We start from the raw sequence: 16022 nt of genomic DNA, 5'->3' as shown, positions 1-16022 counted from the left end.
ACCTGTGCACGGATTTAGCACGCCCGTTCTGTTGTCACAAACAGTGTGTCGATCACTTATCGCGGGTCAACCTATGAAAATTCCTGGGAAACGCGTTTTCACACCCCTGTCGCTGGCCTTTTGCGCGGCGATTCTCGCCGGTTGCGCCAGTCCGCCACCACCGCCGCCTCTTGCTCCGCCACCGCCTCCTCAAACCACTTGCCAGGCCATGGATAAAACCGATGTGCTCGGCGAACCTCGGGCTGAGAGCGGAGAGGTGACCCGAGTGACAACCACCACGCGCTGTGTGACTCAATAGCGATTTACAACGCGGCGCCTTGGTGTGCCATTTGCAGAGGCAGGTCCCGGGAGGTACCGGCCTGCCTCGTTGCAGTTAGACGCGTTTATTTCGATTAGATCTAACCGAACTGTCACATCTGACAGTTACCTCAACCCGTTTTTTTCTCGATAGTCGGACTTCCAGGCTTGCCCTCCGAACCCGATTATCGAGGCCCAATCATGAACAGCAAAATTCGCCAGGTTACGATGCTCGGTCCAGTGTACATCTGCCATGGGGCTGAGAATGAACTGTGTCATGTCTTGAGCCTTGCGGGCGGAGACGATAGTCCCTGGGTCAACCATCGGGTCACCTGTCTCGAAATCGCCGGCGATCCAGCCCATGCAATTAGTCTGGAACCCGAGCTGGGCGAGTTTCAAACCCTGGCCCCGACCGGCGCTTCCTTCAAGTTGCATTGTCCCGCCACGGGTGAAGATCGCGATCTGGAGATGCGAGTGGCCAGTGAGTTCACGGCTCCTGCACTTGTAATCCCGTTGAAGCTGGGGCATTACCGCTGCGAGTTTGCAGACCTGCGGCCGCCCATCGGGGCGCCTATCGTCGGGCAAACAGTTACCGCAACCGTCCGACTGGTGTCCTTCTATACGCAGCAGCCTGCTAAAAACGTGGAGGTGGTGTGGACGTTCGACGGCAAGGACACCACTGTTGCGACAGATGCTGCGGGCGATAGCGAGTTCACTCAAACCGTCATGAATGAGGGCGAGCAGACAATTACGGTCAGCGTGCACAATCTCTACGACGATCAGCCGATTTCCACTGAGTTTCGCTTCACCGGCTACCTGGAAAGCCCGTGGCAACAGGCCAAATTGATCGTCAACGGTGCGCAGGCAGCGTTTGGCGACCCGGTGGCGCTGATACGCGGGCAGGCTAACGTGGTCAAGGTTCAAGCCACGGCGGACATTGCCAGGCAACTAACCCTCGAACTGGCCGAAGCAGGCGGGTTGACGGTTCAGGCCGTGCCGGCGTTCCAAACGCCGGTCGATCCACAGGGTGGCGAATTTACCTGGCAGGTGACACCGCAAGCCGGTGCCAGTGGCGTGGTGACCCTGGCGTTCGGCAGTGAGCAGGTCGAGCGCCCGTGGGAACGGCGGTGTTGGGTAATGTCCGTCAATCTGGCAGATGAGGTGGACAAGGTCCTGGTGAACGGCGTCGAGTCGCCGCCAACCCAGGTCCTGTTCTACCGGAACGAAGCGCAGACGGTCACGCTGACCTACAAGGCCGGTAGCCCCTTGAACACGTTCCCGCTGAAGATGACCGGAACACCCCTGACGGGCGTACAGCCATCGAATCTGAGCGTGACCCCTGCGGGTGAAGCCAATGTGAACAGTTGGACCGTCAAGTCCCATACCAACAGTGGCACGTTTCAGCTGGAGTTGCTGGCGGCTGAAAGTATTACCGGTATCAAGCTCCCGGTTTGCAGTGTGATGGCGCGCTACCTGCGTGAAGAGGTGCAGGAGTTTCGGGTGGATGGTGTGGCTTACCCCGTCGAGGCCGTGTTCTTCAGGGGGACCCCAAGGACCATTACGCTGGTTTACAAGGAGCACAGCCCGCTAAGAGGTCGTGCGCTGGTGCTCAATGCCATTGCTCTTTCAGGGCTGCAACCGGGAGACCTGAAAACCACGTTGGTATCGGCCGATCCCCATTCGTGGAAGGTGGAGGCATCCAACAGAAGCGGGACGTTCAAGTTGCAGTTGGCGGGAGAAGGGTTCACCCAGAACCTGGAAACGGCAGCGAGCAAAGTCCTGTCCAGTCATCTGGCAGACGAGATGGAGCTTAAATTGAACAAGTTGCCCGTGCCCGCAGATCCTTTCGTGGAGGCACGCAAGCCGTTTGAATTGTCGTTGACACCAAAAAACGCCATGGCAGACATTCCGGTCAGTTTGAAATACATCAGTGGCAGTGGAATTGATAAAAGTAAATTTACCGTGACTCCACCTTTTGATGGAAATACGACGAGTTACGCTTGGGCCATCACAGCAAATATTGATACGGCTGCCACGTTCAAACTGGCGTTGCAATCCGCTATTGTCGGGATGGCAGGTCCAATAGAATTTTCCAGCAAAGTCTATGCAAATCCTCCCCAAATTTCATTTGCGGGCAAACTTGTCGCCACGGGTGACAACGTTCAGGGGGCGATGGGGGGGCGTCATGCCCTACTCGTGGATTCAACCGGCAGCGGTTACGAGAGGACCCGAGTGAAAGTGGAGCTGGTGGGGGATGGAGCGCTCGGAGAGATTATTCCTGCGACGTGGTTGACCATGGATCCGACGGCGAAATTTACCTTTGACGCTGTGCACACGAAGACGGGCTCGGCTCAACTGAAGTTTACTTTCGAAGACAGGCCTGAATCCCCTGTCGTCCTCAATATGTCGATTGCCAAGGAACTACCCGTATTTAACCGGATTGTTCCGGATCGAGTGAAGTTCATTGCTAATGAGCTGGGGTATTTTCATGTGTATGTTGAAGCCAAAAATCATCCGTCGGTAATGCTGACCAATATTGCGGTTCGCGGGCTCGTCTTAGGGATTCCCGTTAATTTTGTTGACACGGATAGAGATGGTTTTTCTCGAGTTCCCGTACAGCTTGCAGCGGGTGATTACACATTGAAGGCATATGTCCTGTCCTATGACGGTGTCGCGCAGGAAACGACCGAGATACCCTTTATCGTGCACCAACAATAAACATACTCGACCAACATACCGATACTGATTGTTCAAATACACTCGCACTTGATCTGCCTTCGACACGGCCATCGAAGACAGATCGGTGCATCCTAATCATTCATGGCAGCAATCAGGACAAGAATCCCCCATCCACATTCAACGAAACCCCAGTCGTATAACTGGACGCATCACTGGCCAGGTACAAAACGGCCCCCGCCATCTCACTCGGATCTGCCACACGCTTCAGCGGAATCTGTGCCAGCGCGGTATTCAGGATCGCCTCGTTCTTCACCAGTGCCGAAGCGAACTTGGTATCCGTCAGCCCCGGTAGCAGGGCGTTGCAACGGATGCCGAACTGCGCGCACTCTTTGGCGAAGACCTTGGTCATGTTGATCACGGCGGCCTTGGTCACCGAGTAGATGCCCTGGAACACGCCTGGCGACACACCGTTGATCGATGCGACGTTGATGATGCTGCCGCCGCCGTTTTCGCGCATCAACTTGCCGGCTTCCACCGACATGAAGAAGTAGCCGCGGATGTTGACGTCGACGGTTTTCTGGAAGGCGCTGAGGTCGGTGTCCAGGACGTTGCAGAACTGCGGGTTGGTCGCGGCGTTGTTGACCAGGATGTCGAGGCGGCCGAATTGCTCGCGAATGCCGGCGAAGACCTGGTTGATCTGTTCCATTTCACCGATGTGGCAAGCAACGGCGGTGGCCTTGCCACCGGCGGCGATGATGGCGTCGGCGACGTGCTGGCAGCCGTCGAGTTTGCGGCTGGAGACGATGACGTGAGCGCCTTGCTGGGCCAGCAGTTTGGCAATGGCTTCACCGATGCCACGGCTGGCGCCGGAGACGAATGCGATCTTGCCGTCGAGGTCGAACAAAGGGGTCTTGGACATGGGTGTTCCTTATTGTTGGGCCTGAGTGTCGTGTTTGGCTCAGAGGCTGGATTTCTCGATGACTTGCAGGCTCATCTGCTCCAGCAGTTTGTTCACTTGAATGAACGAAGCGAAGCGTTTGTCCTGGGTCTGTCCATGGAAAAAGCGGTAGTAGATCTGCTGCACGATGCCGGCGAGGCGGAACAGGCCGTAGGTGTAGTAGAAATCGAAGTTGTCGATCTGGATGCCCGAGCGCTGGGCGTAGTAGTCAACGAATTCGCGACGGGTGAGCATGCCCGGTGCGTGGCTTGGCTGACGGCGCATCATCTGGAACGGTGCCGGGTCGTCGGCCTGGATCCAGTAGGCGAGGGTGTTGCCCAGGTCCATCAGCGGGTCGCCGAGGGTGGTCAGTTCCCAGTCGAGCACACCGATGATCTGCATCGGGTTGTTCGGGTCGAGGATCACGTTGTCGAAGCGGTAGTCGTTGTGCACGATGCTCGATGTCGGGTGGTCGGCCGGCATCTTGTCATTGAGCCAGGCCTTGACCGCTTCCCAATGCGGCGCGTCAGGGGTCAGCGCTTTTTCATAACGATCACTCCAGCCCTTGATCTGCCGTGCTACATAGCCTTCGGGTTTGCCGAGGTCGCCCAGGCCGTAGGCGTTGTAGTCAACCTGATGCAACTCGACGAAGCGGTCGATGAAACTCTTGCACAGGGCTTCGGTTTTTGCAGAATCCAGGCCCAGCTCCGGCGGCAGTTCTGCGCGCAGGATGATGCCCTTGACCCGTTCCATCACGTAGAACTCGGCGCCGATCACCGATTCGTCGGTGCAGTGCACGTAAGCCTTGGGGCAATAAGGGAAACCGTCACGCAGTTGATTGAGGATGCGAAATTCTCGACCCATGTCGTGCGCGGACTTGGCCTTGTGGCCAAAGGGAGGGCGGCGCAGGACAAATTCCTGCTCCGGGTATTCGAGCAAGTAGGTGAGGTTCGACGCGCCGCCCGGAAACTGGCTGATCTGTGGCAAGCCGCTGAGCCCCGGAATGTGCGTCTTGAGGTAAGGATCGATCAGGCTGGCATCGAGCTCTTCGCCGGTACGGATGCGAGTGGACTTGTCAGTGAGCGTCATGCGTATCCCTATTGTGCTTGTTCTAGAGGCCTGAGGGCTGTGATCAATCTAATGCCCACACCCGGTCCCCACAACCGCGACGAGCCCTTATAGGCAGGCGTGTTGCCGGACAATCATTGCTTTTGATACAACCGTTTGAATTGTCCTACAAAAACGCCTTGGTCTCGGATGTCGGCAGTTGGATCGGGGTGATGACCGGTTGACCGGAGAAGAACGCCGTCAGGTTGCGCCCGACCAGTTCGACCGTGCCTTGCGTGGCCTCGGGGGACAAACCTGCCACGTGGGGGGTGAGCACCACGTTGCTCAATACCTTGAGTGAGTCAGGCACCTGCGGCTCGTGGTCGAACACATCCAGCGCCGCGCCGGCAATGCGCCGCTGCTCCAGCGCACTGACCAGATCCACCGTCGACACCACGCTGGCGCGGGCGATGTTGATCAGGAAACCGTTGGGACCCAGGGCCTCCAGCACCGATTTGTTGATCAGGCCGCGAGTGCCGAGGCCGCCAGGGGTGGCCACCACCAGGAAATCCGAGGCACGGGCCAGTTCGGTGGGCGTTGAGCAGAAGGAGTAGGGCACATCGCTGCGGTGCTGGCGGTTATGGTAGCTGATGGTCATGTCGAAGCCATTCGCCGCCCGTTTGGCGATGGCCATGCCGACGGCGCCAAGGCCCAGGATGCCCATGCGCTTGTGGGCCAGCGATGGGCGCATGATTTTTGGCCACTCACCCCGGCGCACGGCAGCGTCGGCTCGGGGGATGTCGCGCACCAGCGACAACAGCATCGCCATGGCGTGGTCAGCCACCGACGAGGCGTTGACCCCCGCACCATTGGTGACGGTGATGCCTCGGTCGGCGGCGGCTTGCAGGTCGACGTGTTCGTAGCCGGCACCGATCACGCAAATGATCTTCAGCGCCGTCAGTAAAGCGATTTCATCGGCGTAAAGCCCCAGTGGTCCGCGAGTCAGCACCGCATCGATCCGTGCGCCGTGGGTGGCAATGGCTTCGGCGCGTTCGGCGGGGGTGGGGGCCAGAATCAGGTGGAAGCCCTGATGTTCGAGAATGGGCAGGTAATCGTTGATGGTTTCAACCAGGACCAAAACGGTTGCGGGCATGCTGGGCTCCTGTTGCGCGAATATTCCCTGAGATTGCTGGCGTGCAAGTGCGGTGGCAACGCACGCATTGTGCGGCGCTGCCAGATGATCATAGCGGAACGGCAGAGGGTGGTTATGACGTTGTCAAAAAGCTTTGTGCGGCCTGCAGGATTTCATCCGACAGTTCATCGCCACGGGTGGCCCGGGCCAGGGTCAACGCACCGACCATCAGCGCATATTGCACCAGCGCCTGTTGCCGATCGCGCTTGGGGTCACCGCTGTCCATCAGCGGTGCAAAGGTGTCGAGCACCGAGTCGATGCCTTTGACGAAGGTCTGGCGTAGAGCGCTGTCGGTCGCTTCGTGGCACATATCGCCGACAAACGCTGCCACAGGGCAGCTTTCCCCCGGATTGTCGCGGCTGGTCGCCGACAGGTAGGGCTCGATCACCGCCTGGCGAGCGGCATTTTTGTCCTGGTGGGCATTCATCCGCTCCAGCCAGCGTTCGCCGGACTCCTGGAAGGCGCGGCCAAAGGCTTCCCGGGCCAACGCCTCTCTCGATTCGAATTGCCCATAAAAGCCACCATGGGTCAGCCCCGCTGCGCCCATGAGATCAACGACGCTGATGCCGTGCAGGCCTCGTTCGCGGAACAGCCGCGTGGCGGCCTCGACGACGATTTCGCGGTTGAGTTCGGCTTGCTTGCGGGAAACACGGGGCATTGGCGGCTCACAAAGATCAATGTGGGTTCAGAGGGCGTACTGGGCGATTCCGTTACCGAAGGACCAGTTTTCTTTTTTCACTTCCACCAGATTAATGAAAATGTCTTCAAGGCGCACGGCCAGCTCTGCGTGGAGGCTCTCGGCGATGGTTTTGTAGAGCAATTTCTTCTGATCCACGGTGCGACCTTCGCTCAGGGTGATTTGGATCACCACCAACTGATCGGTACGATGGATCCCCAGATACTGCGGGTCGAAGATGAAGTGCTGTTCGTCGTGTTCGTTGAGGATCTGGAAGTTATCATTCTCAGGCACACCAATGGACGTGTGCATGGCCGCATAGACCAATTGCCCGACACGCTTGGCGAAGGAGGGATCCTGACGTTTTTTGATGTCGATGCGAACGAGTGGCATGAGCAGGCTCCAGAAGGGTGCAGGTACAGGCTAAAATACATGATGAAAGCACTTTATAGAATCGGTGAATGCTGACGTGCTCCCGCAAACGTTGGCGTACACGTGGCATTTCATCTGATCCGTAACGCCGTTGCTCAGCTAAGTCTTTGCTTCTGTTGATTAATCCCGGACAATCGCGCCCCTGTTTCGGCCAGGGCACTGCCTGTCGGGTTTTCCGACTCGTCCTGGCCGGGTAGCAACCGACCGGAATGCGGAGATCCCACCGGATGAATGATCAGGCCAATAGCGTCAGCGAACGCTATGCAGCGGCGAAACCTGTCAGCCTTGAAGGCTGGAATCGTCATGACACCACCTGGATGCTGGGCCTGTTTGGCACGGCCATCGGCGCCGGCACCCTGTTTTTGCCGATCAATGCGGGCCTGGGCGGCTTCTGGCCGCTGCTGGTCCTGGCGCTGCTGGCATTTCCCATGACGTTCTACGCCCATCGCGGACTCACCCGCTTTGTATTGTCCGGCCGCGAAGGCGCGGACATCACCGAAGTGGTGGAAGAACACTTTGGCATCAAGGCCGGTGCGCTGATCACGTTGCTGTACTTTTTCGCGATCTTCCCCATCCTGTTGATTTACAGCGTGGCGCTGACCAACACCGTGGGCAGTTTCCTTGAACACCAACTGCACATCACGCCACCCCCGCGCGCGGTGCTGTCGTTTGTGTTGATTCTCGGCCTGCTGGCGGTGGTGCGCTGCGGCGAACAGGCAATCGTCAAGGCCATGAGCCTGATGGTGTATCCGTTTATCGTGGCGCTGCTGTTTCTCGCGGTGTTCCTGGTTCCGCACTGGAACGGTGGCATCCTCACCACGGCCAGCACGGTGCCTGAGCCGTCGTCGCTGCTGCACACGTTGTGGCTGGCCATTCCGGTGATGGTGTTCTCGTTCAACCATTCGCCGATCATCTCGGCGTTCGCCGTGGACCAGAAACGTCGTTATGGCGAGCACGCCGAAGAGCGCAGTTCGCAGATCCTGTCTCGCGCCCACCTGTTGATGGTGGTGATGGTGCTGTTCTTCGTCTTCAGCTGCGTGCTGACCCTGTCGCCCGCGCAACTGGTCGAAGCCAAGGCGCAAAACCTGTCGATCCTGTCGTACCTGGCGAACCATTTCAGCAATCCGACCATCGCGTTTGCGGCGCCGTTGATTGCGTTCGTGGCGATTTCCAAGTCGTTCCTTGGCCACTACATCGGTGCCAGCGAAGGCCTCAAGGGCCTGATCGTCAAGAGCGGCAAACGCCCAGCGCCCAAAACCCTGGACCGCATGACCGCCGCTTTCATGCTGGTGGTGTGCTGGATCGTCGCGACGCTGAACCCGAGCATCCTGGGCATGATTGAAACCCTGGGTGGGCCGGTGATTGCAGCCATCCTGTTTCTGATGCCGATGTACGCGATCCGCAAGGTTCCGGCCATGGCCCCTTACCGCGGCCAGGCATCGAACGTGTTTGTGGTGGCTGTCGGGCTCGTGGCGATCACGGCATTGATCTACTCCCTCAGCGCCTGATTGCCTTCGATTGATCCTGATGGGAGCGGCCTCGCTCCCATCAGGATCTGAAGCAGCGATTGAGTCGCGATGGCGGGACCATGACGCGGTCTATCGTCCGGGCACCCGCCACAAATACCACGCTGCCACCGTGCGATAGGGCTGCCACGCCAAGCCTATCGTCATGATCTGCTTGCGCGTTGGCTGCACCTCCCATCCTTTCAACCGCCGATACCCTCACGCACGCCGAAGTCGTCGGCGGGCAGGATATCCATGCGTTCCAGGCTGTAGATCAGCAGCATCTCGACCGTCCAGCGCCCGACGCCGCGCAGACGGGTCAGCCTTTCGATCAGCGCTTCATCGTCCATGCCCAGGGCGGTCGCATAGTCCGGCACCACTCCGTCAAGCGTTGCCTGGGCGATGCCCTGAATGGTTGCGATCTTGTTGGCGGAAAAGCCACACGCGCGCAGGTCATCGAACTGGGTGGCCAGAATCTGCTCTGGCCGTGGGAAGCTTTGGGCTTCGAACAAACCTCGGAGCCGCCCGATAATCGCATCCCCGGCGCGGGCGTGCAGTTGTTGATAGGCAATCGCCCGCACCAATGATTCGTAGGGATCACGGGCGGGGTGCGGTTGGTGCAGGCAGGGGCCGATGGCCGCGATATGGCGCGCCCAGTCGGGGTCGAGGGTGGCGAGCCATTCGCTCGCCGGCTGATAGGGATCGGGCAGGGTGCTCAGACGTGGTTTCCTTGCATGGGCTTTAAAACGCCAGTTGTTGCGTGACTTGCACGGCTGCATTTTCCAGCCGCAGCAGAAACGCCTTGCGGGGCTGCCCACCACCATAACCGGTCAAGGAGCCATCCGCGCCAATCACCCGGTGGCAAGGCACAACGATGGAAATGCGGTTATGCCCGTTGGCCAGGCCCACGGCACGGCTGGCACCAGGTTTGCCCAGCAGGGCAGCGATGGTGCCGTAGGTACTGGTCTGGCCAAAAGGGATTTTCCCAAGTTCTGCCCAGACTTGCCGGGAAAATTCGCTGCCGGGCATATGCAATGGCACCTTGAATTCGCTCAGTTTCCCGGCGAAGTAGCGGGCCAGTTCATCCTCTATTTGCTGCAAATGCGCGTTGTGTCCAGGCGCTACCGCATAGCCATAGCGGTTTTGCAGGGCTTGCACTTCGCCGGTCAATGCCGGCCGGTCCAGGAACTCCAGCAGCACCAGCCCGCGCCGTTCGGCCATGGCGATCATCGGTCCCAGCGGTGTCGTCAGGCGGGTGAACAGCAAGGGTTCACTGTTGGCCGTACGGCCGGGAGTGATGTGGAAGGACTTCTGAAAGGCGTCCCGAAAGCCGCTGAGGGATTCATAACCCGAATCAAAGGCGGCACCGTCGATGGAATCTCCCTGTTTGATCCCGCCCAACGCCACGCCCAGGCGCCGGGTGCGCAGCCATGCATGAAACGTCATGCCCATGTGTTGCTTGAACCAACGTCGCAGCTTCAACGGCTCGATGCCCTCGGCCAACAAGTGTGCATCGGTCCAGCGCAGGTCGGGGGCTACGTCCACGGCCTTGAGCAGTGTTTTCACCCAGTCTGGCGCGATGGCGGCGGCATCCAGCGGTTTGCAGCGCAAACAGGCGCGGTAACCCGCGGACAGGCACTCATCGGCATGGGCGAAGAACTCGACGTTCTCCGGCTTTGGTTTGCGCGCCGTGCAACTGGGGCGGCAGAAAATGCCGGTGGTCTTGACCGCCGTGAAGAACACCCCTTCGTAGGTGGTGTCGCGCTCGAGCATGGCGCGAACCATTTCGGCGTGGGGTGGGAGCATCGCATTTTGTAGGTTCATGGGCTGAGCATACGGCCCACCGGGGCAGGTCACCACCGGAAAATCGACACGGAATTTTCTGGGCTGGACGTCACACGCATCCGCGTATTCCGCAAGGGAATACGCCCATGAAAATCATGCATTTCATTTATGGCAATGGATCTCGTAGCTTAGCGGCTGCATGCATATGGAGATGACCGCGGTGAACCATTCCCCCCTGCGCTTGTACGTTGATGCTCAATTCACCAGCCCTTATGCGATGTCCGCTTTTGTGGTGCTTCGCGAGAAGGGCATCGATTTTGAGCTGAGTACGCTGGACCTTGATGCCTGCGAAAATCAGTCCGCAGACTACGCCAACCTGTCGTTGACCCAGCGTGTGCCTACGCTGGAGCAGGGCGATTTTGCCTTGTCGGAATCCTCCGCCATCACCGAGTACCTGGAAGACGTTTACCCTCAGGTGCCGGTGTACCCGCAGGACGCGAAGCAGCGGGCGAAAGCCCGGCAAGTCCAGGCCTGGCTACGCAGCGACCTGTTGCCGATTCGTCAGGAACGATCCACCCTGGTGGTGTTTTACGGCGAGCAATATGGCCCGCTTTCACCAGCCGCCGAGTCGACCGCGCGCAAGTTGATCGGTGCCGCACAGGCGCTGCTGGCCGACGGTCGCCCATTCCTGTTCGGTCAATGGTCGATCGCCGACGTCGACCTGGCGGTGATGCTCAACCGGTTGATCCTCAACGGTGATCGCGTGCCGCCGGCACTGGTTGAATATGCGCAACGGCAGTGGCAGCGGCCTGCGGTGCAGGAATGGGTCAACCTGCAGCGTCCGGCGTTGTGATCGACGGCGCGTCATGGACAGCACACTAATGGCGTATCGGGGGCTGCCGGTGTAGCGACAGCCCCTACACCACCCCCTTCATCTTCGAATACACCCAGGCTGCCATCAGCGCAACGGCGATCAAAATCAGCATGCCTTTACTCTGGATCAGGTGCCAGGGTAGTCGCCCCACCTTCAGTTTGATCGCTCGTATACCACGGGCCCACAGTGAAGGCTTGCCGCCGCTCAGCGCCGCGTTGGTGAAATAAAGCGTGCCCAGGAAAACCACGACCGGGCTGACCCACTGCAACCACGTCACATGCTCGGACCAGAGGAATGCGAGGCCGGCGGGTACGACGCAGGGGATTATGTGGCGCAGCAGCAGAAGACCGGCACCTTGCCGGTACATCCGAGACGGGAGTAACCATCGACTGAGCCGCACATCCACATGGCCTGCAAATACAGCCCCGGTGTGCCACACCTGATAGGCCTTGTTGCCAATCCACAACAGCGCCGGGACGAACAACGGCATCAGCAGCAAGGCACCCAGACCGTTTCCTTTCCGGGGGCCGGCGAGCAGCGAAACGATGAGCAAAACCGACAGGCTGAACCAAAGGAAAAGCGAGGCCCCACTGTAACTGGTAGCGGGCAGCCAATCGCGCCAGTTGTCGAGTGGCTTGAGGCCAAGGCGCTCAGGCAACTCGGGGTATTGGTATTCGATGGTTTCCGCCAACTGGGAAAAGCGCTGCCAGTCGAGCGCGGTGAAGGCATCAGCCATGCCCCGGCGCTGCTCGTCGCTCATGGGCCCGAGCAGCAAGGCAGCAGCCTGTCCATGGACCTTGTCGGCCTCGTATTTGCCGAGGTCGGCGCGCACGGTTTGTTCCATGGCCTGGATTTCGCAGCGCCGGATCAGGCGATCCCAACGCCAGTACTCGCACGGCAGGTTGCCTTGGTTTTCATCCCAACCCATCGCCTGGCACACGCCTTCGAAGAAACCAGGGGACCAATCGGGTGCGTCTTCCAGCCACTCCAGTACCCACTGTTCGAACTGCTGGCGGCGCTCAAAAGGGAGTAGCCATTCACTGGCCAGCCAGTGGCGCAACGCGTCGACCACCTGGCGCTCCCTGCCGTCGGTCAGCCATTGCTGCATGTGTTCCAGGGAAGGTTCTGGAGGATTGATGGTGATCGTCGACTCGACGTGCCCAAGGGTGGGGGCCGGCGTGGGGTGTTCCGGGATCGGCACGGCCAAAGGAGCAACCATGACGTCCTCGTCATGCTCCTCGTCAGCGTCCGCACGCCAGCGAACCTCGGCCAACGACGTTTCATAGGCTTCACGCAGGCGCTGGAACGCTTCAGGGTCATCGTCCGGGCGGCAGGTTTTAAGCAGCCGGGCGTACGCACGCTTGATGCTGCGTTCGTCCGCGTCCGGGGTCAAATCGAGCAACTGCCAATGGCTCATGACGGCTCAGATCTCCCGCTCGAAGTGCGCCAGGCGCTGGGTGATGTCGCTGCGTGCTTCGCGGATCTGACGTTCGTCCTGGGTGTCGAGCGTCCGCTGGAAATAGTTCGCCAGCTGCGCAATGTGCTCGCGGCCATCGCCCAGGCTTTCCTGATACAGACGGTCGAGTCGAGCCAGCAACAGGGTATTGACCTGCTGGTCGCGGGGATGCACTTTCAGCGCTTCGAGGGCCGACAGGCGCTGGGCGATTTCATCGGGCGCCAGTACACCGGGGTTGTTCTCTATCACCAGCTTGCGGGTTTCGCCGTTGATGGGCAGGTGCACCTGGGCTTCGAGCAAGCCGTTGTTGTCGTAGGTGAACCGTACGTCCAGGGCGACCTCACCGGCCTTGCGCGGTGGTACCGGGATTTCCAGTTCACCGAGGAAAATGTTGTGGCTGACCATGCGGCTTTCGCCCTGATAGATCCCCAGTGTGACCACTTTCTGGTTGTCGCTGAGGGTGTACACCGTGCGGGAACGGCTCACCGGCACGACGGTGTTGCGCTCGATGATCGGCAGGTAATGGCCGTTCTGGAAACCCGCACCTTGGCGTACTGACGTCTCGATGCCCAGGGTGTAGGGGCAGACGTCGGTCAGTACCACTTCTTCCAGTGATGCGTGGCGCGCCTGAAGTGCAGCCTGAATGGCCGCACCTTGTGCGACGACTTCATCCGGGTTGAGCTGCATGGCCGGAATGCGCCCGAACAGGGAGGCAACCAGCTTGCGCACCAGTGGCATGCGCGTTGTGCCGCCCACCAGCAGGATTTCGTCGAGGTCCGCGACCTTGATCCGGGCATCACGCAGCGCTCGTTCGATCGGCGCACGCAAACGGTCCAGCAACGGGCGGACAATCTCCGCCAGTTCGCCCTGGGTCAGTTCAATGCTCCACTCGCGGGATTGCTCGCGAAGGGTAAAGGCTGTGACCTGTGCCTGCCCCAGCGCATGGCGGACCTGCTGCGCTTCGCGTCGCAGGCGCTGGGCAATCGCGGGCTGGGTGGTGTCGGGCAGGTCGGCCGCACCGATTTTGTTAATGAAATGCTCCACCAGCAGGTCATCGAAATCTTCACCGCCGAGGAAGTTATCGCCGGCGCTGGCGCGAACTTCCATCACCCCTTCGAACAGTTCCAGGATGGACACGTCAAAGGTGCCGCCACCGAGGTCGAATACCAGGAAGGTGGCTTCGTTGCGCTGTTCCAAACCATAGGCCAGGGCCGCAGCAGTGGGTTCGTTGATCAATTTTTCAATTTTCAGCCCGGCCAATTCGCCGGCGATGCGTGTGGCCTTGCGCTGGGCGTCGCTGAAGTACGCCGGCACACTGATCACCGCTTCGTGAACAGGTTCACCCAAGGCGCGCTCGGCGTCTTCCTTGAGGCTGCGCAGTAGCATCGCCGAGAGTTCTTCCGCCCGATAGGCGCGCCCGCCAAGCCGCGTTTCACGGGCGCTGCCCATGTAGCGCTTGAACAGGGCGGAGGTCAGTTGCGGGTGAGTGTGCAACCGCTCACGAGCGATCTCGCCGGCCACCAGTTGGCCGTGGTCGTCGAGGCCCACGACGCTGGGGGTCAGGAAGTTGCCCAAGGCGTTTGGGAGAATCCGGGCGCGTTCGCCATCCCAAGTCGCCACGAGGCTGTTAGTGGTGCCCAGGTCGATGCCGATGATCACAGTTACTTTTCCTTCCTTGATGCGATCGGGCTGTTGGCTGGTCGGATCGCAGGTCAATCATGTGTGCCGGTGGTGCACAGACCCATGGCCGGGGTTATCGGCCATGGGGGCGGTGGCTTTAATCAGCGCACGACATCCAGCGCGGTGTAGGTGTAAACGCTTTTCGATTTATCCGACGTCGACTCCAGCGTCAGGACAACACCGAGGTCCTCGATAAAGGCGCTGGCGTTCTTGCTGGTGGTTTGGTCGCAATCCAGCGCGATGGCATCGCCGCTCAAGGAGGCAAACACCTGCCGGGCCGGGAAGCGCTTGCCGACGGTGCAGGACGACGACAGCTTCATCGGTTTGTCGGTGGGTTTGGCCGGCACGTTCTCCATGACCGAGCGCGTGCTCAGGGTCTGGCCCGGGGTCCAACTCGTTGGAAGGTTCACTTCAAGCTCGCGGGTGAGCAATACGCGGCCATCGCCGATCCCGTTCATTTTTGATTTCAACTGAATCCACCCGGCCTGTGTCAGGCGCTCAACGTGGAACGTGTCGCTGTAAATCTCGTTTTTCTTCAGCAAATTGCCGTCTGCGGTGTATTCAACCGTGACCGGGCGATCCTTGATCGGGTCGCCGGTCCGGGTGGCGAAGGTGACTTTGAGCGTCTTGAATTTCGGTTGCAGCAACGGCGAGTCGAGATGCTTGAGCACCTCTTGCGGCACGGTGACACTGCCAATGCTGGTCTCTGGGGCCGTTGCCGGGTAATCGGCCGGCGCGATGTCCGGCCGCAACTGGGCAAGCATCGGGCCGTCGACCGCGCCTTGCAACGAGCAATTGACCCGCGTCTGAGTACCGGTCTTGCCTTGTGCTTCGACGATCAGCACACGTTCCACAAGTTTGCCCGGCGCCGTGCTCGGCTGCGGCTTGATGAGTCGCCATTGATCACCCACCTTCAGCTCACTGCGCACATAGCTCGAACCCAGATTGATCAATTGCCCGGGCGAGTCCATCAGCGGTGCCAGTTTTTTCGCTACCTCGTCAACGCCGCCTTCGACAATGAAACCCCAAAAGTAGTACTGGCCGAGTTGGCCGAGATCGCTGCTTTCGTCTACATAAGACAATAACTTCAAGCCGGCAACGGTCGGCGCGCCACGCAGCGCGACGGTATTGTCGGGGCTGGCACCACGATTTTTCACGGCCATCCACGCCACGTCTTTTTCCCGCTTGAGCGGGGCAAATGCCTGCCAATCCTGGCTATGGCGGTCGAGGCTGGTGAAAAAACTGGCATCGCAACGCGTGAAAGCCTTGAGCGAATCGCTCAGCGTGGCGTCGTTGGCTTGGGCGGTCGAGGGCAGCAACAGGGCGAAAGCGAGGAGCAGGGAAGGGGACGGCAACTTCATCGAGCGGGATGTCCTTATCAGCGGGCAGTGGCAGGTGGAGGCATATAGCCATTATCCAGAAAATCGGAAGTCAGCTCCAGTTGTTCGTGGGCCTGGACTCA

Annotated in this window: 12 protein-coding genes and 1 pseudogene; 3 read left to right on the top strand and 10 right to left on the bottom strand. The window is 59.7% G+C overall.

Annotated elements, in window-relative coordinates; genetic code table 11:
- The first annotated feature begins 498 nt into the window (after positions 1–498).
- The gene (locus AB4N33_RS08485) at positions 499–3015 is read left to right on the top strand and encodes a hypothetical protein (RefSeq protein ID WP_476456988.1); all 2517 of its coding nucleotides are present in this window, start codon (positions 499–501) and stop codon (positions 3013–3015) included.
- 112 nt (positions 3016–3127) lie between these two features.
- Here the strand turns inward: AB4N33_RS08485 and AB4N33_RS08480 are convergent, their stop codons facing one another.
- The 5 genes from AB4N33_RS08480 to AB4N33_RS08460 all read right to left on the bottom strand — a co-directional run bounded on the left by AB4N33_RS08480 (position 3128) and on the right by AB4N33_RS08460 (position 7221).
- Positions 3128–3895 (bottom strand): SDR family oxidoreductase, encoded by a 768-nt coding sequence (locus AB4N33_RS08480; protein WP_460125601.1) that lies wholly within the window; start codon positions 3893–3895, stop codon positions 3128–3130.
- A 39-nt stretch (positions 3896–3934) separates the two neighbouring features.
- Positions 3935–5002: a phosphotransferase family protein gene (locus tag AB4N33_RS08475; protein ID WP_476456987.1), complete on the bottom strand. Its 1068-nt coding sequence runs from the start codon at positions 5000–5002 to the stop codon at positions 3935–3937.
- 145 nt (positions 5003–5147) lie between these two features.
- The gene (locus AB4N33_RS08470) at positions 5148–6113 is read right to left on the bottom strand and encodes a 2-hydroxyacid dehydrogenase (protein WP_476456986.1); all 966 of its coding nucleotides are present in this window, start codon (positions 6111–6113) and stop codon (positions 5148–5150) included.
- A gap of 112 nt (positions 6114–6225) precedes the next feature.
- Complete coding sequence (locus AB4N33_RS08465) at positions 6226–6810, bottom strand: TetR/AcrR family transcriptional regulator (RefSeq protein WP_476456985.1); 585 nt, start codon at positions 6808–6810, stop codon at positions 6226–6228.
- A gap of 27 nt (positions 6811–6837) precedes the next feature.
- Positions 6838–7221 (bottom strand): tautomerase family protein, encoded by a 384-nt coding sequence (locus AB4N33_RS08460; RefSeq protein ID WP_476456984.1) that lies wholly within the window; start codon positions 7219–7221, stop codon positions 6838–6840.
- 266 nt (positions 7222–7487) lie between these two features.
- Between AB4N33_RS08460 and AB4N33_RS08455 the strand changes: the two genes are divergently transcribed.
- On the top strand, positions 7488–8768 hold the full coding sequence (locus tag AB4N33_RS08455) for an HAAAP family serine/threonine permease (protein ID WP_476456983.1): 1281 nt from the start codon (positions 7488–7490) through the stop codon (positions 8766–8768).
- A 90-nt stretch (positions 8769–8858) separates the two neighbouring features.
- Here AB4N33_RS08455 and AB4N33_RS08450 read toward each other — a convergent pair.
- Both AB4N33_RS08450 and AB4N33_RS08445 read right to left on the bottom strand, forming a co-directional pair.
- A pseudogene (locus AB4N33_RS08450) lies at positions 8859–9475 on the bottom strand (DNA-3-methyladenine glycosylase family protein).
- 31 nt (positions 9476–9506) lie between these two features.
- Positions 9507–10589 (bottom strand): bifunctional transcriptional activator/DNA repair enzyme AdaA, encoded by a 1083-nt coding sequence (locus AB4N33_RS08445; RefSeq protein WP_476456982.1) that lies wholly within the window; start codon positions 10587–10589, stop codon positions 9507–9509.
- Between the two features lie 181 nt (positions 10590–10770).
- Between AB4N33_RS08445 and yfcF the strand changes: the two genes are divergently transcribed.
- Positions 10771–11403: a glutathione transferase gene (yfcF, locus tag AB4N33_RS08440; RefSeq protein WP_476456981.1), complete on the top strand. Its 633-nt coding sequence runs from the start codon at positions 10771–10773 to the stop codon at positions 11401–11403.
- Between the two features lie 64 nt (positions 11404–11467).
- Here yfcF and AB4N33_RS08435 read toward each other — a convergent pair whose 3' ends face one another.
- From AB4N33_RS08435 to AB4N33_RS08425, 3 genes are all read right to left on the bottom strand, one after another.
- Positions 11468–12841, bottom strand: a complete 1374-nt coding sequence (locus AB4N33_RS08435; protein ID WP_476456980.1) for a J domain-containing protein — start codon at positions 12839–12841, stop codon at positions 11468–11470.
- Positions 12842–12847: 6 nt separating this feature from the next.
- Entirely contained in the window at positions 12848–14539 is a 1692-nt protein-coding gene (locus tag AB4N33_RS08430) for an Hsp70 family protein (RefSeq protein ID WP_460125583.1), read from the bottom strand.
- 122 nt (positions 14540–14661) lie between these two features.
- On the bottom strand, positions 14662–15921 hold the full coding sequence (locus AB4N33_RS08425; RefSeq protein ID WP_476456979.1) for a hypothetical protein: 1260 nt from the start codon (positions 15919–15921) through the stop codon (positions 14662–14664).
- Positions 15922–16022 lie beyond the last annotated feature (101 nt).

The sequence above is a fragment of the Pseudomonas sp. S1_E05 genome, assembly GCF_056337105.1.
The sequence above is the reverse complement of the archived record's forward strand: the minus strand, read 5'-3'. Positions and strand labels throughout refer to the sequence as shown.